This is a genomic window from Lentibacillus juripiscarius, assembly GCF_042685205.1.
Classification (GTDB): Bacteria; Bacillota; Bacilli; order Bacillales; family Amphibacillaceae; genus Lentibacillus; species Lentibacillus juripiscarius.
In genome coordinates, this window is sequence record NZ_JBHUNA010000003.1 from 1 (window position 1) to 25,115 (window position 25,115).

Here is a 25,115-nt window from a genome sequence, read left to right on the forward strand (position 1 = left end):
GCTCGACTTGCATGTATTAGGCACGCCGCCAGCGTTCGTCCTGAGCCAAGATCAAACTCTCCAAAAAAGTTGGAGCGGTAATCCAAAAAGCAGATTAGTCCACTTCTCAGATCCGTCGCGATGAACCGACACCGATCGGTTTCATCTATTATCTCAGCTTGCAATTTGACATCGCGGGGCTGGAATTATTGTCGGATGCTAAAGCATCTAACTTCCAATCTTTGACATCTGTTTTGTCATACTGGCTGTTTTGTTCAGTTTTCAAAGAGCGAATCACGAATGACTTTTTTGAGTCAACTTTTCCATTATAGCAAACAATCAACCTAGCGTCAACAATTGCGTCGTTGAATTGTTTTCTTATTTATAAGGTTTTGTTCCGCTGACAAAGCGACTTTATTAATATATCATTTGCAGTAATTAAGGTCAATACTTTTTTTAAGAAATATCCAAGCTTAACTTAGCTGCAAAAACAACATGTGTGTTCGCTGTTGTTCATGATAATGCCTGCCGGAAGCGCAAAACTGATTGTTTTCAGAAGTGCTCTTTTGAAGCAGCAAGATTTATAATACAGGTCACAGGTGAAAAAGTCAATTACATTTAAAAGTTTTTTTAGTTTAGCTAGAATGAAATTATTTCCTGTCCGACTCCCGTTCGTCCACCTGCAATTCGGGGCACTGATCACCAGTCCTACCCTATAACTCATTCCGTAAGATACGGGTTAATAGTATTAATGAATTTCTGGAGTTCTTTTGACTGGTTATAATACATTTGCTTAACGGCTCGATCGTCTGCCTGGATTGCAAAGCTTTCCATATCAGCCTGTACCTTGCGCAGTTGTGCAGAAAGAAGCGTTTTTAGTTTTACTTGCTCTCTTTTTCGCCCTTCATCATGACAATCAACACAAACAATGCCTTGGAATCGATTTGAGCCAAAATGATTAGCCCCCTGTTTCATAACCTCACCGTGAAACCATTCCACGGCCACCCCAGGATAGAATGACTCGGGAATAAAAACAATCCCATTTCAAAACCTTGAAGCGCCTCCTATTAATACAGTCCACACTTCAGCAGGAAGAGTTCCTCCAGAATCATCGTCGCTCCTAGAGTGGACAAGTCACACCCTCCTTATGCCTATTCGCGCTTATCTACTCATGAATGAAACAAAAATATTAGTTAAACGAATGAATTTCATAATTCAATATCTATCTTTAAAATACGAACGATTAGGTTGCGTTTGATTTCCACTTCAGACGGACGCTTTCCGCGGGCGGCTGATGAGCCTTCTCAGGCTAACGCCTTGCGGGGTCTCATCTAGGCCTCTTATCCCGCAGGAGTCGTCCGTCTTCCGTTCCAATCTTCTAAGGTGGAGCACGAATAATTAAGTGTATTTTCAGTTATAAGTTCGTATATTAAACAAAAAAGGTGATTATGAAATTCATTCAAACCTGTTTAAAAAGGAGTAATGACTATGGCTGAAATAACCATTTACGCTAACGAAGCTACATCCGGAGAACCCATTCAACAAATCGAACAAGCCCTGCATCAGCTGGATGGGATTGAACGCGTCTTAGCTGATACGGATGACGGTGAATTAAAGATTGAATTTGATGAGGAAAAAATTTCAGGAAAACGAATTGTTGGCACATTACAGGAATACGACATCCACGACGGTATAGAGGAGAGAGCTCTTTCGACAGGCTTTCGGACTTAATGAAAATTTTTTGTTTAACGCCTGCCTTTCATGAATGAACGGACAAAAGGAGGGGAGCCTAATAGTTGGAAAGACAGTGCGATTACAAGAATTCAAAAGGAGGACTTAAAAATGGGAATTTTAAGCGGAAATCCTAAAGATGAACCACTGCATTACGGAGAAGTGTACGGAGTGTGGGCTTTTCTAACTGCTGCTAAAGGGTTAGTTGCGGGTAACCAAACACATTTGAATCATGCGGGTGATGAAGACCTGCGAAAATTGATCGAAGAAGCTATCCATGCTTCACAGCAGGAAATAAAGCAAATTGAAACCCTGTTAAAAGACAATGGAGTTGGTCTTCCACCGACACCCCCAGAACGTCCGAAGGCTGCTCTGGAAGATATACCAGCAGGGGCACGTTTTCAAGACCAGGAAATAGCCGCAGCCTTGGGTACAGAAATTGCTGCAGGATTAGTTTCATGCAGTAAGATGATTGGCCAATCAACCCGGGAGGACATTGCCATGATGTTTGGACAATTCCATACACAAAAGGCATCACTCGGTGCAAAAGTTCTGAGACTTACCAAAGAAAAAGGCTGGTTGGTTTCTCCCCCATTACACTATAGCAAAACAGAAGATAGATAAGAACAATAAAGAGAACAGGAATCCTGACATTCCATCTGTTCTCTTTCTTATTTTAATAACACTGCCCGTTGCTAAACAAGCTTTTGTCAAATAAAATCGTTAATCCATTTCCCCTTGGTTTCACTTCCCCCTTTCGTCAACCTTAACGCTGTTTCCATCATATTGTAACCCTTTCAATCATTGGTACTTTAATTTACGCAAAGCGGAACGGTTTAAAAACTCATTCTTTAAGGTATGGATTAATTTGGTCTATAAGATTCTGGAGCTCTCTTGATTGGCTATAATACATTTGCTTCGCGGCCTGATTGTCTGTCTGAATCGCAAAGCTTTCCATATCAGCCTGTATTTTTCGCAGTTGTGCGGAAAGGAGCGGTTTTTGCTTCACTTGCTCTGTTTTTCGCCCTTCATCGTATAAATCAACATAAACATTGCCCTTGGAATCAATTTGAGCCAAATAGACATCCTTAAAATGGCTAGCCCCCTGCTTCATAACCTCACCGTGAAGCCATTCTTCCGAATAACCAAGGTACCTTAGGCGTGTTGTTAGTACACTTCCATCAACAATGACAAGTGATGGCGTATGTTCGGATTCCACTGGCAGCTGGATATCTTTTGGCGTCAGGGGCGTATTTTCTGTTTTCTTCATGACAGTTATTTTTCCGCTTGTTTCCAGTACTGCTGTTTCAACATCATCCAGTTTAAATGCATTTTTATTCCGTAAGCCCATCATAAGATCATCAAATGACATGTTTACTTTTGACAGGTTCTTTTCCAGTATATTGCCATTCCTTATCAGGATCGTCGGACTTCCTTCAACCAGTTTCCTGAATTTCATGGATCCAACTGCTCCTCGTGCAATCAGTATAGTCAGAACGACAAATATACTCACCCCAATAATAGCATCGATTGGCTGGAGTGAAGCGTTGATAGCCATTGCTGAGGCCATATTCCCTATTGTTATTCCGGTAATATAATCAAAAAACGTCAGTTGGGCGATTTGTTTTTTACCCATGAGCCTTGCCATTAATAGGATGAAAAAAAACGTAAACAGTGACCTTACCACAATGACCATATATTCCGGCATATGTATCCCTCATTTCAATTCGAATCTAAAGTCATATCTTTTCTTATTATGGTTAAATTATGAGAAACGATACTGCTGGAGGGAACATCATAATGAAATTCTTTACCTTAGGGACAATGGTTTTAACTTTGTTCATCTTTACCGGCTGCTCGGACGAAACCATTCAAGACCTTCCCATTACGCAATCAGCAACTGAAATCAACAGTCTTATCAGTCAATCACAATGGACAAAGGCACAGCAGAAATCCAAACAGGTTCAAAACATATATGAATCCAATAAATGGAAATATCAGCTGATGGGCGATGAAACAGAATACAACAAGCTTGATGAAGCAATAGCAAAATTGCAAGTTTCCATCAAAACAAAAGACAAAGCTGAGGTGAAACGGACAATTGCTACCATCGAACACTACGTTCAATCGCTTTATTTTCAGTAAATGTCTCCACTTGTCTGGATGCTGTCATAATTTCTGGCAGTAATGAAAAGATACACATGAATGGAGGTGTTTGGATTTGGATAAGAAGAAAAATAAAAGGATAAACAGCGATGTAGTTGCCCCGGGTATCGATCCAGACGATTCTTATGGCAAACATGCATCCAAAGCAGAAATTGAAAAAGGAGAATCCACAAAGGTTACCAGGCTCACGTATGATGAGTACGACCCAAGTGGGGATGAAGGCGGTGGCGTAGATGGAGATTACTGAATTAGTGCTTCGAATCGTGATATCATTTATAATCCTCTTTGCATTGGCAAGAATTATGGGCAGAAAAGAAATCAGTCAGATGACATTTTTTAATTTTATTTCGGCGATTGCTATTGGAACCATTGCCGGAAGCCTCGTAACTAGTCAGAATCTAAGCATTCGAAACGGGATCATTGCCTTAGTTGGATGGGCTGTATTTACACTTATTATGGGATTTATTGACATTAAGTCGAAAAACGCACGCAAATTGACTACAGGTGATCCACTTATTGTCATCAAAAACGGGAAGATCATGGAAGACTCGTTGCGTAGTGCCCGGCTTGACATTGATTCCCTGAACGCTTTGCTCAGGCAGAAAAATGTTTTTGCCATTGCTGATGTTGATTACGCCATTTTTGAGACAAGCGGGAAACTTTCGGTCATGAAAAAGGAAATCAAACAATCCGCTACCAAGGGCGATATGAACATGACGAGCACTGTGCCGAACGTACATCCCATTGCGACCGAAGTTATTTCCGATGGTACCGTGAACCGACAGAACCTGCGCGATTTAAACCTTGATATGAACTGGCTGGAACAGCAAACAAATCAGGCGGGAATTAAGTCGTTCAGCCAAGTTTTTTATGCACAAGTGCAGCCGGATGGAACACTTTATATCGATAAAAAAGATGATGTTATTCGCTAACCGCCCATTCGAATAACCCTATTTAAAAACGTGCGCTGTCATATAAGCAGCGCACGTTTTTTATCATTCATTCATGCTCATGGTCATGAGGTCCGGATTCGTGGTCACACAACAGGGAATCGGTATGAGGATGTTCTTCGCTTTCCATTTGAATGGTCACGTGGCCAATTCCCTTCTGTTCCAGCTCATGTTCAATGGTCCGCAGCAGCTCCTGGCTTTCTTGAACAGACAGGCTGCCATCGACTACGGCATGACAGGATAGGGCATTCTGTCCGCTCGTGATGCTCCACACATGTAAATCATGAATGGCGGAGATTTCCGGCACGTTTTCAATCGTTTGAATAATGTCCTCCAGCTCCACATTTTTAGGGGTTCCTTCCATTAACACATGGACGGCATCTTTCGTGACACGCCAGCCACTCGTTAAAACAAGCACTGCGACAATGACACTTGCCAATGGATCTGCCCAACCCAAGCCGAAGAACATAATCAATAATGCAGCGGCAATCGCACCGACAGAACCAAGCAGGTCACCCAGCACATGCAGGAATGCCGCTCTTAGATTCAAATTTTCTTCTGTATCCCCTCGCATCAGAATCCATGCGACAACGATATTGACGATTAAACCGATAATGGCTATCACCAGCATACCGGTCGAAGCAACTTCCGGCGGGTCCATAAAACGGTGATAGGCTTCGTAAAAAATATACAGCGAAATGACAATCAGGGTAACACCGTTAAAGACAGCGGCCAATATTTCAAATCGCTTATAGCCGTATGTTTTACTGTAGCTGGCTACCTTTTCTCCCATCCTAAATGCCAGAAAACCGACACCAAGCGAAATGGAATCACTCAACATGTGACCGGCATCAGATAACAATGCCAGGCTGTTGGTGATAAACCCGCCAACCGCTTCGATAATCATATACAATGTAATAATGATAAAACTGATCATTAATGCCTTTTTATTCGCACCATGCGTATGATCATGTCCGTGATCGTGTCCCAAAAAAATACCTCCCAACCGTAAAACTTCAGCAAATCCGCAGTGAACAGTATGCACTAGCAGTGATAGGCGTGATCAATTGTCTGCTTCAATAAATTCATCACATGTTCATCATCGTGTGAATAGTACAGTGTGGTTCCATCCCGGCGGTTTTTCACAAGCCGCAAATTTTTCAGAAACCGCAGCTGATGCGAAACAGTGGACTGTCGCAAATGCAGCGTTTCGGCTATTTGATTAACGGCATACTCGTTCTGAAACAATAAATGGAGAATACGGATTCTTGTTGGATCTCCTAATGCTTTGAACGTCTGTGATACAACAAACAAGGTTTCCTCATCAAGATCTTCAGGGACTTCCCTGGTAAAATCAGTTTCTGCCATTACGTTTCCCCTCCTTATATCAGTCAATTCCCATATATGATATGTGTTTATATTAGCATATGTTCATATTATGAATCAAACGGGGCATGGAGACAGGTCCATTGTCCCGCACGCGGTTCGCAAATGCGAAGACGAGCCTGTCTTCTTGCCCCCTAAATCTCCATATTACTGACTGGGGCGAACAGTTTCACTCCTTGTTTATTTCCGGGGATAACCCGTGAATCTGCCGCCAGATGGGATACATACCCCATTACACAAGCATAGAACATTCCTTCCACCTGCACATTGACCGCAAACAAATGACTGATGTAACTGAAAAAAACAAGTCCCAGCAACGAATGGGTATAGGAACGATGAGGAAATAACGATGCAACAAGGACATAGATGCCCGCCAATAGAAGCCACAATATATTCAGTGTTCCCCCTAGTACGATAATCCCTGCCCCCGTAATCGTCAGCATCCTTTTCGGTGACAGCTTCCTAGAAAACGCAAGCAAGAGCAAGCTAATCCCAGTCCCGGCTGCCCGTTCCACGCCAGTTCCTTCCATTAATGAATAATACATCAGCCATACCGCCACAAATCCCATCAATAATTTAAACGGCTCGGCCGGAACGGTGATACGGCGGGACAATCGTCCGCTTGTATCAAGATCAGGACAAAGTCCCGCAATCATTCCTGCACTTATAAGGGTAAAACTGTCCACAGGAGATGCGCCATAATAAACCGCCACCCCAAAACCAGCCGCTCCCCCAAGCACCGCATGTGATGTTCCCTTCATGGTCGTTCCTCCTTCCTCAAACAGTATACAGAAAAAGCCACCATTAAACGTGAGCCTTTTTCACCAGTTCGGCATGGGAATGGGTCTATTATCCCTATATGTTATACAGAACAGAGGACAAGGAGCTTTAGTCTGCATCCCTGAATAAAGATGTAATTTCTGGGAAGCGTAGAAATAAATAGAAAGGAGGGCAACATAATGAAAAAGTCGATTCTATTATTCGGGGCTATTCTTATGTTGGGTGTTATTTTGACAGGTTTTAGCCAAGGCCACAAACCCCAAGACAGCAGCAACGAAGAAATACAAAATGGTATCAAAGAAGTGATTGCCAAAACAAAGGAACTGAAGGATTTAGCCGAGAAACAAGCAAACAATAGTGATGAAATCAATCAACTCGGAAAAGAAATAGAGGAAAGCTGGGATAAAATCGAAAAGAAAGTGGAGAAGGCCTACCCCCAGGATTACCAATACATTGAAGAAAGTCTTTATCCACTAATAACAGTGGCTAAACAGAAGAAGCTAAATAAAACAAAAATACGTACATTATCAATGGAAACACTAGATAAGTTAGAGCAATTTAACCAAAAATTATAGTGCATGTTCAAAAAGGAGGAAAAAAGGACCAAGAATTTCGAGGCGGCGTAGCTTTGAGTAGCGGAGTGTATGCAAATTAATACATGAGCACAAGGACTGCTACCATGAACCCTCATCGCACGCAGGAAAAGCGGTTTCCTTTTCCAAGGAACGGAGAAGCAAGCCAACGAAGAAATTCGAAGCGTCATTTTTACCGGACTTTTTGATCAACCTCTTATAGGGATAAGGGGACAGGTTCACTATACCCCAGCCTATCCGTAATCAGATCAAGGAGCCTGCCCCCACGTCCCGCTAACCGTTATAAAAACGCCTTTGTAAAAGGATTCAACACTGTTCACCTCAATGCCCGTCTGTCTGACGGATGCAAGCGTATCACGATTAAGGTGACAACCGTCGCATATATGTTTCCATAGTGGCGTCAGGACGTCTTGTGCTTTTTCCATGACTGGCTGATCCACCCGAACATGCTCAAACAACAGGATTGCCGCACCAGGTTTCGCAACCCGTTTCACTTCCTCCAGAGCTTTAATTGGGTTCGGAATCGTGCAAAAGACAAGTGTCGCTACGACCGAATCAAATGTATCATCCCCGAATGGCAGTTGCTCGGCGTCCGTATTCCAGATTTGAATTGGTGCAGGCGATTGAGCTCTATTTTTTTGTGACCTTTCACGCATGACAGAATCCGGTTCAATGGCATCAACGGACACAGCATTCCTGTAATAGGGAAAATTGACACCCGTTCCGGACCCTATTTCCATTACCTTCCCTGTCGCCTGTTCCACAAGTTTTATTCGTATTCGTTTGAACTTCCTTTTCTCCAGCGGTTTCATAACCGTATCGTACAAATGCGGAAACCATTTCCCCATCCAATCACCTCGCAGCGGACACTTTACTAGAAAAGAATATAGCAACAACAATTTTCTTTCTTCCATTATACTTCATTCAACGAAGGGATGACCACCATCAACTAATTCTCCCATCCACAAATAAAGCCCATACTCCGGAAGAAGCATGGGCCTGTTAAACTGATTTATCCGCTGTCAAAACCATTTTCGACCAATTGACGCCAAAAACCTAACTTGGAGCGGTTTCTACAGCACATCATTATTATTTTGCTGGGCTTCCTGCACTTGCTGACGCGTGTCGTGAAGCTGTTCGTAAGCCTGCTGAAATTGCGCATTTTCGGTCGCTTCTGTTCCCGCCTGATCCTGCGCTGTCTGCAGTTGTTGTTCTGCTTGCTGCAGCTGCTGTTCTGCCTGTTCCAAAAGCTTCGGATCAGACCCTTGTCCCATACGTGCGGACTCCTGCGCCTCATGTATCTGTTTGCTTGCCTGCTGCAGCTGCTCGTGTAAATTATGTTGAGCCATGAATGATATCCTCCATTCCATTCGTGATTGGTGAAATCCGTATATAGTTTTCCTTCCAGGTGTCGAATTATGTACTCCGGCTTTTCATTAGGTGATCTCAAAATAAATAACTGTTAGTTTCAGATAAAAAGAAAAATATTTGAGGTGTATTCTTCTATGTTCAGTGATAAAATGGGAATAAATAATACAGTGAGGGGTGAAATGATGAGCCTTGCAGAGCAGCGACTTTTAAACCAGAGTGTTACGAAAAGCTTTTTTCAATATTTCCTTCCCACCCTTGCCGGCATGATGCTGATGTCGGCAAATATTGTGATTGATGGCATTTTTGTCGGGAACGGCGTTGGATCGGTGGCGCTGGCAAGTGTCAATGTTGCCGTCCCTGCCTGGTCAGTCATCATCTCCATTTCGCTCTTGATTGGCATTGGCGGAGGAACCGTATATTCGATAGCTAATGGCGAGCATGATACTGATAAAGCACAGCGGATCTTTACACTCGCTATGATACTAGCAACAATCGTGATGACGATTCTCGGCATTATTAGTTATATAGCTGTGGAACCGCTAGCCCGCCTGTTCGGGGCCAACGCGGAAACATTACCTTATGCCGTGATCTATATGCAAATCATTTTTTTGTGGGCGCCCATCCTTGCCTGGGAAAACGTACTCAGTATTTTTGTGCGTAATGATGGCAGTCCGCAGCTAGCGATGGCAGGTCTTGTGGTGTCCGCCTTACTCAACATTGTCCTGAACTATTGGATGATTTTTATATTGGAAATGGGAGTGAGAGGCGCTGCGTTGGCATCGGTTATCGCAACGGCAGCAGGCTTACTTATTTATTGCATTCATTTTTTCAAAAAAGACGCCGGATTAAAATTTACCAGGCTAAGCTGGAGAAAAGACGACATTCTAACGGTTGGAAAACTGGGATTTCCCAATTTTTTATCTGAAGCTGGAACTGGTGTCTTTGTCATTGGCTACAATATCGCATTATCTTATTATGCTGGCACAACCGGTTTGGCAGCTTTTTCGGTCATTAACTATTTGCATACATTTATGTTCCTTGCATTTATCGGGATCGGATCATCCATCCAGCCGATGATCAGTTTTTATTATGGTGCCAACAAATACGATTCCATTAAAAACACGGTGAAGATTGCTGAAATAACCGGTATTGCGCTGGGAGTCCTTTTTCTTGGTATCGGCTGGTTTGGTGCAGGGGGTCTTGTGTCGATTTTCGGCGTGGAAACGGAAACCATACGTCAGCTTGCTTCTAAAGGGATCACCTTATTCTTTATTGGTTATTTGTTCATGGGAATCAATTTTATTTATATGACATATTACCAATCGATTGCTTACGTAAGGCCGTCCATCGGTATCACACTGTTTCGCGGTTTCATCCTTTTAATTGCCGCACTGGCTATACTGCCGGCCTGGATTGGCACTGCAGGAATCTGGCTCGCCCTACCCGTTGCAGAAGGTTTAACTGCCATCTTCCTGATGCTGTTCGCAAGGAGGAACGTCATGAATCGGCCGCTGCAATCACGGGGGTATTAAGGTAGACTTACTTCGGTCACACGTGAATGAGTTTTTGTTAAATGTCAAATTTTTTCTTTTATCAATTTGGCTGATAGGGAACGAAAAGATTTCAACTGAGACGTCGCTATCAGCCTGTGATTTCTTGCGTAACGTCTCTCTTCCGTGCCATAGATGAGTCCTAACAGCTTCTGCCGGAACATCCAACATTTCACATATTTCTTGTGTTGACAATTGATCCTTTACCCTCCCCCCACATCTAGACGCCCTTATATTTCCGATAAACCTTCATCGACCAGCGCCAGCAAACCAGCCAAATGCAACCAGTGGAAAAAATGGCAATTCCCCATAACATGAGAGAATTCCGCTCCATCAAGTTGATGGTTAATTCAGCCAGTTGACCAACGAACTTAAACTGGTTCACAATAAGGAACAAAAATAGAATCATAAAAACAAAATTACTGTCGCCCCACTGGAAGAAAAAGCCTAATTGTAAAGCTAAAATACTAAGTGCAAAGAAAAATACTACCACACATAACCCTGCCCAAATTCTAGTTGACGCGGCATCCGGAAAATTCACTTCATACAACCACCATAATCCACACAACCAGCCGGCCATCAATACGTTTAAAAGAAAAGTGGATATATATTTGGCTGTGACAATCTCTTTTAACGTAATCGGCAATGTATGCAAAAATGAGTAAAATCCTGTACGGTTCTCTTTACCAGGTCTGCTGAATAGCATCATCCAACTTATCGCATATGGCATAAACAAAACAGCAAACGAAATCCTCGACAACTCTTCAAAACTGAATCCCGTCTGCTTTATCCGGTTCACTATTCCTTCCTGTTGGCTGCCGACGATCAGAGCTATACCGAGGACGAGGGATATAAGGAAATACCAAAACAACATCCGCCGCTGATCATACCATTCTTCTTTGATGAAATTAAAAATCACATCTGACCTCATTTTGCTCCCCCTTCCTCCAATGACTCAAAAGCATTCATCCACTCCGTTTTATACCCTTCATCTATAGGAAAACCTTTTTTGTTCACCTTTCTTACGGATAGCCACCAGCAACTCAAATAGATTGCAAGCGATAAACTCATAAAAATCATAAACACGAAGACGCCGGGTTCCTTTCCCATACGCTTCATAAAAAATCCTAAAAGAGTAAACACACCACCCCAGATAAATATAGTAATAATCATAGGAGTCATGGTGAGCCGCCGCGCTCCCCAACGGAAAAAGGTTTGTAAAGTCATAGCAGCGATAAAAATGATAAGAGAAGCAAAAAAGCCCACAGGTAACCAAGTTTCACCCGTTCCAATTCCGCTTATCCATACATTTAAAAACATAACGATAGCCATCCAAGCAATTGTAAACAAACAGATCAACAGCACACTAGTAAACTTGGCATTTACGATGTGACGCTTTTCCACAGGCAATGTTTGCAAAAAAGTCAGCTGCCGATTAGCATCCTCCCGCTGCAAGCTGCCAGAAACCGTTTGCCAAACGAGGACCATGCCAGTAACAGAAACAGAAGTATTAAACACCTCAGCATCAAAAATCCCTGCTATTCCCGGACCAAGCAACCATAAAATGACCGGAAATCCTATACCCAAAATGCCATAAACAGATAAAAACGCGCGTGTAGAATTGTCATAGTTCCTGGCTAAGTTTAGCTCTCTGAGTTCTCTTTGGATTAACGTTTTCATCCACTCTGCCTCCTTCAAATTGAGTGGCGGCCACTCCTGTTTCAGTTTTCTTTCTTATTTAAGACTGTCGCTCAGACTGGCGCCTTTTTAGTTCCTCAATATGTTTTTCCGTATTTTTCCGTCCCGGGTTGTCCTTTTCCAATGGAAATCCTTTATGATGCACTTTTCTTACTGACAACCACCAACAAGTGGGATAAGCCAGAAATGAAGAGATGAGCGAGACCCCACATATCACACTTTGTGAAATCCCCGAAGGCCTATTAAACCCTAAAAGAACAAGAACTGTCATCCAAGCAATGAACGAAAAATAAAAAATCCAGTTGCTTCGCAGCCCACGCAGAAAATACCATAGTAGGTTCTCGGCCACTAAAAAAATGAGGACAGCAAGGAAAATAAATACGTCCATCCAGGATTCCATAGTCCAAACATCATTCATGAGTAAATTAGCCGAATTAAGGACGGACACCCAAATAAACATGAATCCGCAAACCAAAAAAATGCTAAGAAATTTCGCATGGACAATATCCCTTTTTCGAATCGGTAGGGTCTGTAAAAACGATATTTGCCGTTCCGCATCATCTTCTTCAATAGTAAAGAGCATACTCGCAACAGCCGACAACATACCAGCCATAAAAACAAACAGACTAAACATTTCCGCTTCAAAATATCCTATGACCCTTGGTCCCAACAACCACATGAACAATACAAATACAAGACCAAAAATAATATAAGCCTGAAAACTCCTTCGCAAATTGATGGTGACCATGTTATCGAGCTCTCTACGTATCAACATCCACATGTCGTCAATCCCCCTTCCACTAACAGTCAGTCTACGCTTGAATAATCACTCCCATATTCATCCGGGAGCCCTTTTGTGTTCACTTTCCTTACTGCCATTCCCCAGCTAATAAAATAGAGGATGAGAGATAAGAGCACCGACAAGGAAGGATGTACAGGAAACCATGCATATTGCATAATGGATCCAATCAACATAAAGGCTCCTCCCCAAATAAGCAACGATAAAAGGAAAACCCACTGAATTCGCTGATACCCGAGTTTAAAATAAAAGTACAACGTAATCGCAGCCAGAAAAAGTAGAAACGACAGAAAGGCATACAATTCCTGCCAAGGTGCAATCTTCCATATCCCATTGATCCATCGATTAAACGAAACAAATACATATCCCCCTGCAAACACGGAGACGTATATCAATAAGACATTAAGAAATTTCGCATGGACAATTTGGGATGTGCGAATCGGCAGCGTTTGTAAATAGGTCAATTGCTGATTAGCATGGTCATTTTTCAGTTTTTCACTTATACTGCCAGACACAATAATAATTCCCAAAATGGATAGGAACGAATTGATTTTCTCTACATCAAAAAGCCCCGTTACCTTTGGCCCAAAAAGCCATATAGAAAGTAAGGCAACTATCCCAAGTGGCAAATAGCCGCGAATTTGCCCAATAACCGATATATCCTCTCCTGCCATTTCCCGGCGAATCAGCATCCACATTCCGTCACTCCTCCTTACGGCCGGTCAACAACACGAACAATTCCTCCAATGTCAGGCGCTCGGAATTCCATTCACCCGCTGCTTCTTTTCGGAATTCATCGTAGTGATCGGTGTATCCGACATAACCGCCTTTGGTCGGCTGACAGTTAAAAAGATATGGAGAATTCATGGTTGCTTCGTGCCCATTACCGGACAATACAATTCGCCGGTACCGATCCAGAAGTGACTCCTTGTCTTCACTGAAAAAAATTTCCCCATCATCAATGACCGTCACCCAATCCGCGATCTTTTCCACATCAGACGTAATATGAGAGGAAAACAAAACGCCTCGGCTTTCATCCTGCACAAAATCTATTAACAGCTCCAAAACTTCTCCCCTTACGACAGGGTCCAACCCGGATGTCGGCTCATCAAGAAGCAGCAATTTCGGCTGGTGGGCCATCGCTACTATAAGCGAAGCCTTTACCTTCATCCCTTTGGATAGTTCACTTATTTTTTTATCTTTCGGTATCTCAAAGCGCTTCAAGTTCCGCTCGACCGCAGCCTGATCCCAATTCGGATAAAAATGGCGAGCAAATGTCAGTGTCCGTTCCATTGTCCATGCATTGTTCAAAAGCGGTGTATCCCCCACATAGCCCACCTGTTCTTTGACAGCAACTTCTTCTTCCGGCATGGACATGCCAAGAATACGGATAATGCCATCATCCGGCTTAATGAGATCCATAATTGCCTTCATCGTCGTACTCTTTCCGGCACCGTTTCGGCCCAGAAAGCCCATAATCGTACCAGCAGGCAATGTAAAATTCACATCCCGTAACTGAAAATCTTCATAAAATTTGTTTAGAGTCCTTACTTCCAGTAAAGGCTGCTCTGCATTCATTTCATCTAGTTGCTGATTAATCATTTTCCTATCCCTCCTGCCGTCATGGTCTTTTAATCGTCATCTACTTCTTGCCACATGTCTTTAATCAGATCCTGGACCTGTTTTTCTGCCAGGTTTAGCTTTTTCGCTTGCAGAACCGATTCCAAAAGTGGTTCCCGAACTTGTTCCATTTTCCACTGCGCCAGCCTTTCCTCGCTTAACTTTGCCACAAAACTGCCCTTGCCTTTTCGTGTGTAAATAAATCCAATCCGTTCCAATTCTTGATACGCTCTCCGGATCGTAATCCCGCTCGTCATCAGCTCTTTTGATAATTCCCGGATGGAAGGCAACATCTCATCCGCCTCCATATATCCCATCACAATAAGCCGCTGTATTTCGGAGATTACCTGCTCATACATCGGTGTCGAACTTGTTTGTGAAATATGTATCAGCACATTAGGACACCCCCTTGGTGCGATGAATCGTTCGTATCTATATAAAATAATGTTGTTGATAAACTGTGTCTATATGATATACACAGTATACAGGATGAATCAGTTATTGGCAATAGAATTTTCACCGGTTTTTTTGATTCATTCACCCTGTATTTTTTTGCAATTTGGATAAATACTAAAAAGACCCCGAATCCTGTTTCAGGCCGAACGAGAACAGGGTATCTATTAATATGGAAGGAGAAAAATGATGAACAACATAGGTACAGGAAAAATAAACAAATGGACAAGCACATTAATCAGCGGAACAAACAAACTAACCTTAAAGGATTTACAAGATCAGGTCATCGTGATTACAGGCGCGTCCAGCGGAATCGGACTCAAGACTGCACGTATGGCCGCTGCTAAGGGTGCAAAAGTTGTTGCGGCGGCAAGGAATGAAGATGCATTACAAGAACTGGTTGAAGAATTAAAGGCAAAAGGACATGCCGCAACCTTCGTAAAAGCCGACGTTGGTCGTGAAGAAGATGTCCATGCCATTGCAAAGACAGCTATCGAGGAGTTTGGCCGTTTTGATACATGGGTGAATAACGCCGGCATATCCGTCTGGGGTTATGCGTTCGATGTAACCAATGAAGACATCAAGCGGATGGTTGATACCAATTTTTGGGGTGTGGTCTACGGCACGCAGGTAGCGGTGAAGCATTTTAAGGAAAGAGATGTACCAGGCGCCCTCATCAATGTTGGGAGTCTTTTCGGAGACAGAGGGACACTCGTTCAATCCACCTATGCCCCTTCCAAATTTGCTGTCCACGGATGGACGGAAAGTATACGAATGGAGCTGGAAAAGGAACAAGCGCCTGTTTCGGTTACGCTCATTCATCCCGGAAGAATTGATACGCCATATAACGAACACGCTAGAAGTTATTTAGAAAAACAACCGGCACACAGGGGCATGATTTATCCGCCGGAAGCCGTTGCGGAGGCTATTCTTTATGCCGCAGAACATCCGAAGAGAGACATGTTCATCGGTTCACAGGCAAAAGCCTTGGAACTGCTCGGTACCCTATTGCCCCGGCTGACGGACAGACTAATGGAACGCATTATCTACCCCACCCAACATGTAGAAAGACCTTCCAAACCGCGTGAAGAAAGTGCCCTGTATAAAGCTGGCTACGGGATGCATGAGAGGGGAACGAATGTGGGCTGGATGCGGAAAAGAAGTTTGTATGTGAAAGCGTGTAAACATCCTATTCTGACGACAATAGCAGCAGGAGTCGGGCTGACAGTCTGGTCCCTTGCTAAACGAAAAGACTGATCTCTTATTGCCCACACTCGTTTGTTTCCAGCTCCATTGGTTACGGCAATTTTGACAAGTTGGATGTATGACCCCTCCCTTACATTTATTGGTGGATGTGGTTTTTGGACCTGGACATCGCCATTCTTTAACATCTTCATGTAATTTTTGTTTTCAAACTGTTTTTTCGTGTTATAATGTACATAGAAAGTCATAAAATAGGAAAGACCGAAGATACGTGAATATCTTCGGTCAGCAATAAGTCGCTCCCCTCCAAGAGGGTCAGCGCATGTGAAGAATAGACCTCACCCCGGCTGTCAATCCAAGGGAGGTCTATTTTCTTTGATCTATAATTGTAACAACTAATGTTGCAAACGCAATCATTAGGATTAATGTTTCAAAGATAGACAAGGCAACACCTCCTTTCGCTATAGCGTATCGTGTGACACTACAACGACGGAAATGCGCCGACCCCCCTTGAGAAAATGCGACTATTGCATGTCCCCATTATACCCTACCGTTATTCTGTTTTAAAGTTTAAAAAATTATTCCAATTACATTCTAGCTTTTACATTTTATTACCTGTATTTGCAGGTGACATGGTACATTCAATGAGCTTAAATCTCTATGTCACTAACAGGGACAATAGTTTCACTCCTTGCTTATTGCCGGGGATGACCTGTGAATCAGCTGCAAGATGAATACCACACCCTGTAAACAAGCATAGAACATTCCTTCTATCTGCATTACAAAAAAATTTCAAAAGACTTTTATGAATTCTTTATTTTTTAGTTTTTCGTGTTATAATATACATAGAAAGACATAAAATAGTAAAGACCGAAGATAAGGGTATATCTTCGGTCAGCAATAAGCCGCTTCCCCTTCAAGAGGGGTCAGCGCAGTAAGGAATAGACCTCACCGGCTGGTAAACTCAGGGAGGTCTATTTTCTTTGGTCTATAATTGTAACAACTAATGTTGCAAACGCAATCATTAGAATTAATGTTTCAAAGATAGACAAGGCAACACCCCCTTTCGTCATAGCGTATCGCATGGCACTACAACGACGAGAATGCGCCGACCCCCCTTGAGAAAATGCGACGATTGCATGTCCCCATTATACCCTACCGTTATTCTGTTTTAAAGTTTAAACAAATGTTTCTATTGTGATTTGCCAGAATAATATCTGCTCTCTTAGAACATGCTATCGCCTGTGATTAGAGGTTTGGTCATCGTTTCTCCAAACAGCCGCAGCTTAATTAACGTCGTGTTTGGATCCTGATGTACATTCCGTTCGTCAGTTTCTCCGAGGTTTGCAAGCAGCGGCCAATGCTTTTGCAGAAATGAAAAGTTGCTGTCCCCCATACACTCACCTCAAAAGAAGGTACTTTTCTACTATTATAATACATTTCAAGCCGAATTACATTGGGTAAATTATTGCTGAGGATGACACCTTTTGAAGGTGGGGTCCGATTGTAGGTATAGATAGGTGCATGTTACAACATTTGTGGCTCAGGAAAGGTGCCATGACACGTACAATTTCTGGGATTCAGATAAGCGCTTTACAGCCCCGTTTTAAAAAAGGTTGAACGGCGCATCAGCACCATTCAACCTTTTTCACGTGTTAATTATTAATATATTTCTCAAAAATGTCGCCGAAGTCTTTAGCGTGGTATTCTTCCCGGACGGATTTCAGCCAGGAGAATCCATATTCGTTTATTTCCTTATATTGTTCGGCTAAAGCTGTATCAGTAGTTCGTGCATTTTGCAGGACACTTACCGCCTTATCCAGGCTTTCGCTTCCCATTTCCATAATGATCTCATTTTCGTGGATGATCTCCGCAATATGCAGGAGAGCCTTGTACAGATCTTTCAGTTTTTCGATTTCGTCCTTATGCACGTCAATACTCATTTCCTGATTACCTAGTGTGAATTTGATTTCGATATCCAAATCAACCTTGCCAGCGGTTTCGAGTAGAACGTTTGAAATTTTGTACTGTGAATACGGATAGCGGTTCAACGTCCGTTTGGAAGAAGTGGCATTTTCCCCGTCGACGTGGATCAGGGCTAAATTCGTAAAACAATATTCGTCGGCTTTTGTCTTGATGAGAAAAAAGATTTTTTCATCGTCTTCGTGGCGCACATAATCATCAGCGTCCGTTTTGTCATAATCCGCCGGGTCGATAATTTTGCCAACATCGGATAGTCCTAATGCATCTGAAGCGATTTTTTTAAACATTTGGAAGGCTCCTTTTCATTTAAATGGGTTGATTACTCTACAAACGATTTCAGTATACCGTAACACTTACAATTTTATCACGCATGAACCGGAAATAGTACCCTAACTTCAAGACTTGCCAGTGGTGCCCGACTCTCATTACTTCCCTCATAGTGCGTGTAGAAAGGAATGGCCGCTACGATTGAATATGGTATAGTAAGTGTTAAGTGGCTTTTTAATTTTTAAATAACCTTAAATAGGAGCATTCACAATGAATATTGTATTAGCACCAGATTCTTATAAAGGAAGTTTAACGTCTGTCCAAGCTGCGAACGTCATGAAACGTGCAATTTCAAGCCTTTATTACAGCGATACCATCATTCCAAAACCCATGGCCGATGGTGGGGAAGGTACAGTTGATACATTGCTTTCCTCTGCAGGCGGGAAACAAATAGATGTCAAGTGCACAGGACCATTAGGCGAACGAACAGACGCCTATTATGCCATACTTGATGACAACACAGCTGTCATTGAAATTGCGAATATTGCCGGACTCGTGCAAGTTCCTGAGGCTGACCGCAACCCGGACATGACCACTACGTACGGTCTTGGTGAAGTTATTATCGATGCATTGGATAAGGGCTGCACGTCATTTATTATTGGACTTGGCGGCAGTGCAACCAATGATGGCGGGCTTGGATTGCTCCAGGCTTTGGGAATGAAGGTATGGAAAGAAAACGGGCAAGCTGGGGGAATATTTGGGGAAGACTTATTTGATATTACACACATCAGCACCGCTGGAATTGATGCCAGATTGGCTAGTGCTTCCATAAAAGTCGCTTGTGATGTCGATAATCCCTTATACGGGAATATTGGTGCCAGTGTAGTTTATGGACCGCAAAAAGGTGCAACGGAAAAACAAGTAATCATGTTTGATACCGCACTCGCTAATTTTTCGTCTATTATTGAAAATCAGCTAGAAACAACATTTCACGATACAGAAGGAGCAGGGGCTGCAGGAGGACTTGGCTTTGCTCTGCTCGTGCTTGGTGCGGAGCTGGTTTCAGGTGCAGAACTTGTGGCAGATGCTTCTCATATGCAGAACGCCATTAAGCATGCCGACCTTGTCATTACCGGTGAGGGCCAAAGTGATGAACAAACATTATATGGCAAAGCCCCTGGATATATCGCAGACCTTGCTCAGTCCTACCATACACCGGTTTTATTGCTATCCGGGTCATTAGCCGGTGACCAGGATAAACTTCGCGGCAACTTCCATGGCTGCTTTTCTATTATTCCACACCCCGTGACGATCGAGGAATGTATGGAGAATGCTGAAGATTTCCTATACAATCAAACGAAACAAGTTGTACATTTTGTTCATAAGGTCTGGAAGTGACAGGCCCAGTTCCTACCGGGGACTGGACCTGTTTTAACAGAAAAATATGAAGCTCTACGCTTCCGACCTGGAAAATTTTATCGTAGCCAGCACGACAAAAACAGCACCAATAACACCGACAACGACGATTTCTTCCATAAATGTAATTGTATGGCCGAATATCTGCAGGTCAAGCCCCATAGCCTTCCGCATCGCTTCACTCATCGTTTCCGGTTTCAAAATAATGTCCTTAAACATATCAACGGAATAGGTTAATGGGTTGATTTTCACGATAATATCCATCCATAATGGCAGACCATTCAATGGAAACAGGGCACCTGACAGGAACAGCATCGGGAACAACAGCATCTGGACAACCATTTGAAAGCCTTGCGATGTTTTTAAAAGACTTGCAATTAAAAGTCCGATGGCCGAAATAGTAAAGGCTACCAAAAACATCGTCGGAATCAGCTGCATGATCATCAGCAGATCAATGGAAGCTCCTATAAACGGAACAAAAATGAGCATCATTAACCCTTGTATGACTGCAACTGTTGTTCCGCCTAGCACTTTTCCGATGGCAATCGATACCCGCGACATTGGCGACACAAGAATTTCGCGCATGTAGCCGAATTCCTTATCCTGAACGACCGATAACGCAGAGAAAATGGCTGTATTAAACACTGTCATCCCTATAATGCCCGGAAACATAAATGCAACAAAATCAAAATCAGCAAGCGGACCACTGCCGGCATTCCCGCCGAGCATGGACTTCATCGCACCACTCATGCCGCTTCCGAACAGAATAAGAAACATAAATGGCATCGCAAAAGAACCAAGAAGCCGCCCCTTATCCCGGAAAAATTTTAATGACATCACGCTGCCATACAGCAAATACTGCTTCCATCAGTGCCCCCTCCCCATTTTCATTTTATCGGGTTTACCTGAAGTAGCTTCTTCACGGATTTCCCGTCCGGTCAGATGAAGAAACACGTCATTTAATGTCGGCCTGCGCAGATTGACGGTTACTATTTCTACCGAAAGCTCCTTTACTAGTTGGACAAGAAAGGCATTCCCCTGATTGACCTGGAATGTCAGTATGTCGTCTGCTTCCTTCACGTCAACCGCATAATTCGCCTCCACTTCGGCTTTCGCTTTTTCATTATCCGCTGTTCTAATTTCAACAATATCGCCGCCGACGTCCGTCTTTAAGGCATCAGGCGTATCGAGCGCAATAACTTCCCCATTATCCATAACAGCCACCCGGTCACAAATTTCAGCTTCGTCCATGTAGTGCGTTGTCAGAAAAATGGTGATGCCTGCTTTTTCCTTAAGCTGCAGGATATATTCCCAAATATGATTCCGAGTCTGCGGATCAAGGCCGACAGTCGGTTCATCAAGAAACAGCACCCTCGGATAATGCAACAGCCCCCGTGCGATTTCCAGCCGACGCTTCATCCCACCGGAAAATGTCTCCACAATCTGCTTACGTTTATCGGACAAATCTACAATCTCCAGCACTTCTTTAATGCGGTCCTCTCGTTTTTCTTTTGGCACTTTGTAAAAGCGGCAATGCAGCATCAGGTTTTCGTTGACCGTCAGTTTTTCATCAAGGGTCGATTCCTGAAAAATAAGTCCGATGCTTTCGCGTACCTTATTTTTCTCGGTCACCACATCGAATCCATTAATAACAGCTGTGCCGCTTGTCGGCTTATTAATCGTCGACAGCATATTAATGGTCGTACTTTTCCCCGCACCATTCGGTCCAAGAAAGCCAAATATCTCACCTTTCTGCACGGAAAACTGGACCCCTTTTACCGCTTCTAAATCTTTATAGCGTTTTTTCAAACTGTTGACTTCCACGATTGAAGTCATTCCGAATCCCCCTCTTCTTCTGTGCCGCGGCTCCAGTGTAAAGCATCTCTCATTAAATGCAACCTTTTATAATCATCGTCCAGATTTTGTATATGTATTAAATTAACGCAAAAAGATTATAAGTACAATAAAAGTGCCATCACCTTTCGTTTGGTAATGGCACCTTCTGGGTCAGAATCACTATGGAAGTTACCGGTTCACGTTGTTCCCATAATTACTCCAATATGCGAACTGTATACTCACAGTGAGGGCTTTTTATTCCATAAACCAATGCCGGCAGAACAATTGGGGACAACTGTTTAAGGAGGACAATCGATAAAAGCTTGAGAATTTAGCAGAGCCAATTCCCCTTCCTAAAAATTAGCTCTCATTTACTCCACCTCTTGCTTCTCTCCTGCCAAATAATTAAGCAGCTCCATCATAAGCCAAACAAAAACGAAAAACAAAAATAAACTAATCAGCGAGTAATACCATTCCCATGTAATATAGTGTACATAATTTGTTTGATGTTCCAAAAAAACTTCAATGATGGTCAAAACACTGCTGGAGACAGCCGCCCGCCCTATAACAGCCCCCATACTGCTGCGATACGTATTCCGGTAGAAGTAAATACTTAAAAGCGGCAAAAGCAAGTATTCGTACAGGACGCTTGATTGAAATTGCGTGAACAGCTTAACTGGATAGGATATTAATTCGTGTTTTGCAGCTAAATCACCTAAAAACGTCCCAAAATAGGCTGCCAGCAGATAGCATAACAGCCATTCTTTAAGCGGGGGCTTTCGCAATGAGAAGAAAAGCAGAACCAGCCCTAACATAAACAGCAGCCGCAGTATGACCAGCTCCATGATACCATCTCCCAACAACCTTATGCTTTCATCGTCCAGGGCACGTCAAACCAGTAAAGCAAAAAGATAATAATGATAACGGATAATCCATATGCCAGGAAAGGCCGCTTGTAGTGCAACCGCAGCATCGGAAACATGACCATTAATAAAAGGAATGACCAGATAAGCGACCAACCGTGAAAATAATGGATTGCATTCAGCCAATAACCGACCGCTTCAAACCCAAAGTACAGCAGCACCCACTTCCCTATATGCAGAACCTGCCTCCCCCATCCATGCGGAAACCCTGTTAAATAAAGCATGACTGTACACGGGAATAAAAGAAAAGTATAAAACAAGTCCAGCATTTCCACTGGCAGTCCTACGTGTGAATACAAAACCCATAATCGGTAGTCTACGGTGAAAAAGTAATATAATAAATTCATCGATATTAAATACAGTATTGTCGCATGGAATTCCCGGAAACGGCTCCAATCAGCCCGATACCACGCAGCTATTATGGCGATAAGAATAACGATCAAGTGCATCTTCATTCCCCTATTTCGATATGTCATTTAGACAGTCTGCATCATTAGGTTACCCAATCAGTGCAAAAATATAAATCAAAAAAGCAATTGATTCAAGCCGCAGCCTTGTAATATCGGCCCTTCTATCGTGTTGTTTTTGTTAAAAATTCTGATATAGTAAATATAATAATGACGTAATTTTGGGGATGATAATTTGTTCCATATTTTTTTGATAGTACACATTATTACCGGAAGTATTTGTTTGATAAGTGGACTGTTTGCCATGACTGCTAGAAAAAGACGCGGAAGACACACCTTTTGCGGTGAACTTTATCATGGATCCTATGTGATCGTATTTGTTTCATCAATTGCTATGGCCGTTTTACACTGGGAAGAAAGCGCATATCTCTTTTACATTGCTTTATTTTCGTATGGTCTTGCCTTTATCGGGTATCTGGCCGCCAAAAAAAGATGGATTAATTGGCTAAGTTTCCATTTAAGCGGGATGGCGGGTTCCTATATTGGCATTATAACCGCTGTATTAGTTGTGAATGTTAGCAAAATCCCGGTTCTAAATGCGCTTCCTGAACTCTGGTACTGGTTCCTGCCTACAATTATAGGTACACCACTAATCATGATGAGTGGCAGAAGATATACTGCAAAAGTCCGCTGAAATAGGATGTACCCCTAGTGAAAAGGGGTACACATTTACTGAAGCGGATTTTTTACAGCTTTTTTTCGGTCATAAGCCAATGGCGGTTCTTCAAACCAGCCTTGTTGGATCATCATCTCCTGCCCTTTATTAGCAAATAACCCGATTTCACCGATGAATTTGGCATATTTTGCGTGGATGTCATGTCTTAACGTTCTCGACATAGCTACTCCTAAATTTTCCATTCCTAATTGATTAGCCAAAAGCACATGATATGCCATCAGCTTGTCACTGAATGCGGGGACTTTGGAATCTGTAATATGGGGATCCATTAGCATTGGAGACGGAATGTTATCACTTGCTAAAATACTCCCATACTGCTTAATTTGTTTATCTGCCAGCTGCCATCCATTCTTAAAATAATTCCTCAGCTTTTGCGAGGAAGCTGTTTGTGCAAAACCCATCATTAAGGATTTTCCCAACACATTCGTAGAAATATTTAAGTTTAAATATTTCATTTCTAATCCGGCTATCGGACGATTTTTACCGGCAAGAAAATTATTAAACGACTTTTTATCAATGAACTCCACATGCTTTGGATAGGAATGTTTGGTGGTTTCATGATCGTTCCTTTTTCAAGCAGTAAGTGTGTTGATCTTTCATATACTTCGTTTAATTCCTGAACACCTTGCCGGTAAAAATCCATTATATCCTGACGAATGGAGCTTGATAAGGCTCTTGTATATTGTCCGAATGCACCAATTGCCATTTGTTGAACATAAAATAACATAAAGGTATCATCAAATAATCGTGGTGCTCCTTTAAAGACGTCCGACGAGCCAAACCCAGCTGGTACTGGAATTCCTTCTTTAACAAACAGCTCTGAGATAGTCTTGAGATGGCGCTTTGACAGTTTTTGATTAAATAACAACACGTCTTTTATTTCTTCATCCTTGACAACTTCCAAAAAATGCTCAAAAATACACGAAAACATGGAATCTCCAAGATAATTAGCCCATAGGTCACTTAATTCAGAGGAATTGAGCTTTAAATGTTGCTGATGTTCAGAAATTTGGGATTCAAGCTGCTTATCTTTTGATCCTTGGTCTTTGGAATCCATTGTTTCTGCTCCTTTCGAAGGTGTTACTGGGCCTGGTGCAGGTGTCGCTCGAGTTTCGGACGCTCTCGCTCGAGTTGCGGATGCTCTCGCCCGAGTTGCGGGTGCTCTCGCTCGAGTTGTGGACGCTCTCGCCCGAGTTGCGGGTGCTCTCGCTCGAGTTGTGGACGCTCTCGCTCGAGTTGCGGGTGCTCTCGCTCGAGTTGTGGACGCT

Annotated in this window: 34 protein-coding genes and 1 rRNA gene; 11 read left to right on the top strand and 24 right to left on the bottom strand. The window is 42.8% G+C overall.

The genetic code is table 11. The annotated features are described in order from the left end of the window. Together ACFSUO_RS01245 and ACFSUO_RS01250 are read right to left on the bottom strand one after the other, a co-directional pair. A 16S ribosomal RNA gene (locus ACFSUO_RS01245) occupies window positions 1-67 on the bottom strand; the annotation flags it as partial. 632 nt (window positions 68-699) lie between these two features. Further along, window positions 700-978: a DUF1657 domain-containing protein gene (locus ACFSUO_RS01250; protein ID WP_382390264.1), complete on the bottom strand. Its 279-nt coding sequence runs from the start codon at window positions 976-978 to the stop codon at window positions 700-702. Window positions 979-1,467: 489 nt separating this feature from the next. On the opposite strand from ACFSUO_RS01250, the gene ACFSUO_RS01255 reads away from it, so the two are divergent. Together ACFSUO_RS01255 and ACFSUO_RS01260 are read left to right on the top strand one after the other, a co-directional pair. Then, complete coding sequence (locus ACFSUO_RS01255) at window positions 1,468-1,710, top strand: heavy-metal-associated domain-containing protein (RefSeq protein WP_382390266.1); 243 nt, start codon at window positions 1,468-1,470, stop codon at window positions 1,708-1,710. A gap of 111 nt (window positions 1,711-1,821) precedes the next feature. After that, window positions 1,822-2,334, top strand: coding sequence for a DUF3231 family protein (locus ACFSUO_RS01260; RefSeq protein WP_382390268.1), 513 nt, complete (start codon window positions 1,822-1,824; stop codon window positions 2,332-2,334). 220 nt (window positions 2,335-2,554) lie between these two features. Here the strand turns inward: ACFSUO_RS01260 and ACFSUO_RS01265 are convergent, their stop codons facing one another. Next, window positions 2,555-3,418 carry a DUF421 domain-containing protein gene (locus ACFSUO_RS01265; protein ID WP_382390270.1) on the bottom strand — a complete coding sequence of 288 codons (864 nt, stop codon included), beginning with the start codon at window positions 3,416-3,418 and terminating at the stop codon, window positions 2,555-2,557. A 92-nt stretch (window positions 3,419-3,510) separates the two neighbouring features. Between ACFSUO_RS01265 and ACFSUO_RS01270 the strand changes: the two genes are divergently transcribed. From ACFSUO_RS01270 to ACFSUO_RS01280, 3 genes are all read left to right on the top strand, one after another. Beyond that, a complete protein-coding gene (locus ACFSUO_RS01270; RefSeq protein ID WP_382390272.1) occupies window positions 3,511-3,855 on the top strand; it encodes a DUF4363 family protein in 345 nt (114 codons plus the stop codon). Window positions 3,856-3,931: 76 nt separating this feature from the next. Next, complete coding sequence (locus tag ACFSUO_RS01275; RefSeq protein WP_382390274.1) at window positions 3,932-4,123, top strand: hypothetical protein; 192 nt, start codon at window positions 3,932-3,934, stop codon at window positions 4,121-4,123. Further along, entirely contained in the window at window positions 4,110-4,808 is a 699-nt protein-coding gene (locus ACFSUO_RS01280; RefSeq protein ID WP_382390276.1) for a YetF domain-containing protein, read from the top strand. Before ACFSUO_RS01275 ends, ACFSUO_RS01280 begins: the two co-directional genes overlap by 14 nt. Window positions 4,809-4,875: 67 nt before the next feature. Here ACFSUO_RS01280 and ACFSUO_RS01285 read toward each other — a convergent pair whose 3' ends face one another. From ACFSUO_RS01285 to ACFSUO_RS01295, 3 genes are all read right to left on the bottom strand, one after another. Next, complete coding sequence (locus ACFSUO_RS01285; protein ID WP_382390278.1) at window positions 4,876-5,817, bottom strand: cation diffusion facilitator family transporter; 942 nt, start codon at window positions 5,815-5,817, stop codon at window positions 4,876-4,878. A gap of 53 nt (window positions 5,818-5,870) precedes the next feature. Continuing rightward, window positions 5,871-6,194, bottom strand: coding sequence for an ArsR/SmtB family transcription factor (locus ACFSUO_RS01290; protein WP_382390280.1), 324 nt, complete (start codon window positions 6,192-6,194; stop codon window positions 5,871-5,873). Between the two features lie 152 nt (window positions 6,195-6,346). Beyond that, window positions 6,347-6,973 carry a metal-dependent hydrolase gene (locus tag ACFSUO_RS01295; protein WP_382390282.1) on the bottom strand — a complete coding sequence of 209 codons (627 nt, stop codon included), beginning with the start codon at window positions 6,971-6,973 and terminating at the stop codon, window positions 6,347-6,349. Between the two features lie 198 nt (window positions 6,974-7,171). On the opposite strand from ACFSUO_RS01295, the gene ACFSUO_RS01300 reads away from it, so the two are divergent. Next, entirely contained in the window at window positions 7,172-7,567 is a 396-nt protein-coding gene (locus ACFSUO_RS01300; protein ID WP_382390284.1) for a hypothetical protein, read from the top strand. Window positions 7,568-7,833: 266 nt separating this feature from the next. Here the strand turns inward: ACFSUO_RS01300 and ACFSUO_RS01305 are convergent, their stop codons facing one another. Together ACFSUO_RS01305 and ACFSUO_RS01310 are read right to left on the bottom strand one after the other, a co-directional pair. Then, entirely contained in the window at window positions 7,834-8,433 is a 600-nt protein-coding gene (locus ACFSUO_RS01305; RefSeq protein ID WP_382390286.1) for a class I SAM-dependent methyltransferase, read from the bottom strand. Window positions 8,434-8,658: 225 nt separating this feature from the next. Beyond that, on the bottom strand, window positions 8,659-8,934 hold the full coding sequence (locus ACFSUO_RS01310; RefSeq protein WP_382390288.1) for a hypothetical protein: 276 nt from the start codon (window positions 8,932-8,934) through the stop codon (window positions 8,659-8,661). A gap of 156 nt (window positions 8,935-9,090) precedes the next feature. Between ACFSUO_RS01310 and ACFSUO_RS01315 the strand changes: the two genes are divergently transcribed. Next, window positions 9,091-10,488 carry an MATE family efflux transporter gene (locus ACFSUO_RS01315; RefSeq protein ID WP_382390290.1) on the top strand — a complete coding sequence of 466 codons (1,398 nt, stop codon included), beginning with the start codon at window positions 9,091-9,093 and terminating at the stop codon, window positions 10,486-10,488. A gap of 238 nt (window positions 10,489-10,726) precedes the next feature. Here ACFSUO_RS01315 and ACFSUO_RS01320 read toward each other — a convergent pair whose 3' ends face one another. From ACFSUO_RS01320 to ACFSUO_RS01345, 6 genes are read right to left on the bottom strand one after another with little or no spacing between them, the layout of a single operon-like run. Beyond that, window positions 10,727-11,437 carry an ABC-2 transporter permease gene (locus tag ACFSUO_RS01320; RefSeq protein WP_382390292.1) on the bottom strand — a complete coding sequence of 237 codons (711 nt, stop codon included), beginning with the start codon at window positions 11,435-11,437 and terminating at the stop codon, window positions 10,727-10,729. Next, complete coding sequence (locus ACFSUO_RS01325) at window positions 11,434-12,186, bottom strand: ABC-2 transporter permease (protein ID WP_382390294.1); 753 nt, start codon at window positions 12,184-12,186, stop codon at window positions 11,434-11,436. Before ACFSUO_RS01325 ends, ACFSUO_RS01320 begins: the two co-directional genes overlap by 4 nt. Window positions 12,187-12,244: 58 nt before the next feature. Further along, complete coding sequence (locus tag ACFSUO_RS01330) at window positions 12,245-12,985, bottom strand: ABC-2 transporter permease (RefSeq protein WP_382390296.1); 741 nt, start codon at window positions 12,983-12,985, stop codon at window positions 12,245-12,247. A gap of 26 nt (window positions 12,986-13,011) precedes the next feature. Further along, window positions 13,012-13,701 carry an ABC-2 transporter permease gene (locus ACFSUO_RS01335; protein ID WP_382390298.1) on the bottom strand — a complete coding sequence of 230 codons (690 nt, stop codon included), beginning with the start codon at window positions 13,699-13,701 and terminating at the stop codon, window positions 13,012-13,014. Between the two features lie 4 nt (window positions 13,702-13,705). Continuing rightward, window positions 13,706-14,605 (bottom strand): ABC transporter ATP-binding protein, encoded by a 900-nt coding sequence (locus ACFSUO_RS01340; RefSeq protein ID WP_382390300.1) that lies wholly within the window; start codon window positions 14,603-14,605, stop codon window positions 13,706-13,708. 29 nt (window positions 14,606-14,634) lie between these two features. Next, on the bottom strand, window positions 14,635-15,018 hold the full coding sequence (locus ACFSUO_RS01345; RefSeq protein WP_382390302.1) for a GntR family transcriptional regulator: 384 nt from the start codon (window positions 15,016-15,018) through the stop codon (window positions 14,635-14,637). Window positions 15,019-15,265: 247 nt separating this feature from the next. Between ACFSUO_RS01345 and ACFSUO_RS01350 the strand changes: the two genes are divergently transcribed. Next, the gene (locus ACFSUO_RS01350; RefSeq protein WP_382390304.1) at window positions 15,266-16,333 is read left to right on the top strand and encodes an SDR family oxidoreductase; all 1,068 of its coding nucleotides are present in this window, start codon (window positions 15,266-15,268) and stop codon (window positions 16,331-16,333) included. A gap of 312 nt (window positions 16,334-16,645) precedes the next feature. Here the strand turns inward: ACFSUO_RS01350 and ACFSUO_RS01355 are convergent, their stop codons facing one another. The 4 genes from ACFSUO_RS01355 to ACFSUO_RS01370 form a co-directional block, all read right to left on the bottom strand. After that, a complete protein-coding gene (locus tag ACFSUO_RS01355) occupies window positions 16,646-16,723 on the bottom strand; it encodes a putative holin-like toxin (RefSeq protein WP_382390728.1) in 78 nt (25 codons plus the stop codon). 530 nt (window positions 16,724-17,253) lie between these two features. Continuing rightward, window positions 17,254-17,364: a putative holin-like toxin gene (locus ACFSUO_RS01360; protein WP_382390306.1), complete on the bottom strand. Its 111-nt coding sequence runs from the start codon at window positions 17,362-17,364 to the stop codon at window positions 17,254-17,256. 140 nt (window positions 17,365-17,504) lie between these two features. Further along, window positions 17,505-17,675 (bottom strand): hypothetical protein, encoded by a 171-nt coding sequence (locus ACFSUO_RS01365; RefSeq protein ID WP_382390308.1) that lies wholly within the window; start codon window positions 17,673-17,675, stop codon window positions 17,505-17,507. 259 nt (window positions 17,676-17,934) lie between these two features. Beyond that, entirely contained in the window at window positions 17,935-18,549 is a 615-nt protein-coding gene (locus ACFSUO_RS01370; protein ID WP_382390310.1) for a PH domain-containing protein, read from the bottom strand. Window positions 18,550-18,799: 250 nt separating this feature from the next. Here ACFSUO_RS01370 and ACFSUO_RS01375 point away from each other — a divergent pair, with 250 nt between their 5' ends. Then, a complete protein-coding gene (locus tag ACFSUO_RS01375; RefSeq protein ID WP_382390312.1) occupies window positions 18,800-19,927 on the top strand; it encodes a glycerate kinase in 1,128 nt (375 codons plus the stop codon). A 54-nt stretch (window positions 19,928-19,981) separates the two neighbouring features. Here the strand turns inward: ACFSUO_RS01375 and ACFSUO_RS01380 are convergent, their stop codons facing one another. The 4 genes from ACFSUO_RS01380 to ACFSUO_RS01395 form a co-directional block, all read right to left on the bottom strand. Continuing rightward, window positions 19,982-20,782, bottom strand: coding sequence for an ABC transporter permease (locus ACFSUO_RS01380; protein ID WP_382390314.1), 801 nt, complete (start codon window positions 20,780-20,782; stop codon window positions 19,982-19,984). A gap of 30 nt (window positions 20,783-20,812) precedes the next feature. Beyond that, window positions 20,813-21,781, bottom strand: coding sequence for an ATP-binding cassette domain-containing protein (locus tag ACFSUO_RS01385; RefSeq protein ID WP_382390316.1), 969 nt, complete (start codon window positions 21,779-21,781; stop codon window positions 20,813-20,815). Between the two features lie 371 nt (window positions 21,782-22,152). Beyond that, entirely contained in the window at window positions 22,153-22,626 is a 474-nt protein-coding gene (locus ACFSUO_RS01390) for a CBO0543 family protein (RefSeq protein ID WP_382390318.1), read from the bottom strand. Between the two features lie 20 nt (window positions 22,627-22,646). Then, window positions 22,647-23,180, bottom strand: coding sequence for a CBO0543 family protein (locus tag ACFSUO_RS01395; protein ID WP_382390320.1), 534 nt, complete (start codon window positions 23,178-23,180; stop codon window positions 22,647-22,649). A 181-nt stretch (window positions 23,181-23,361) separates the two neighbouring features. On the opposite strand from ACFSUO_RS01395, the gene ACFSUO_RS01400 reads away from it, so the two are divergent. Next, a complete protein-coding gene (locus tag ACFSUO_RS01400) occupies window positions 23,362-23,805 on the top strand; it encodes a DUF2306 domain-containing protein (RefSeq protein WP_382390322.1) in 444 nt (147 codons plus the stop codon). Window positions 23,806-23,840: 35 nt separating this feature from the next. Here ACFSUO_RS01400 and ACFSUO_RS01405 read toward each other — a convergent pair whose 3' ends face one another. Further along, on the bottom strand, window positions 23,841-24,302 hold the full coding sequence (locus ACFSUO_RS01405) for a DUF3231 family protein (protein ID WP_382390324.1): 462 nt from the start codon (window positions 24,300-24,302) through the stop codon (window positions 23,841-23,843). Window positions 24,303-24,313: 11 nt separating this feature from the next. Next, complete coding sequence (locus tag ACFSUO_RS01410) at window positions 24,314-24,904, bottom strand: DUF3231 family protein (RefSeq protein WP_382390326.1); 591 nt, start codon at window positions 24,902-24,904, stop codon at window positions 24,314-24,316. On the opposite strand from ACFSUO_RS01410, the gene ACFSUO_RS01415 reads away from it, so the two are divergent. Continuing rightward, on the top strand, window positions 24,904-25,115 hold a 212-nt coding region (locus ACFSUO_RS01415), incomplete at its 3' end, for a hypothetical protein (protein WP_382390328.1). The genes ACFSUO_RS01410 and ACFSUO_RS01415 overlap by 1 nt on opposite strands.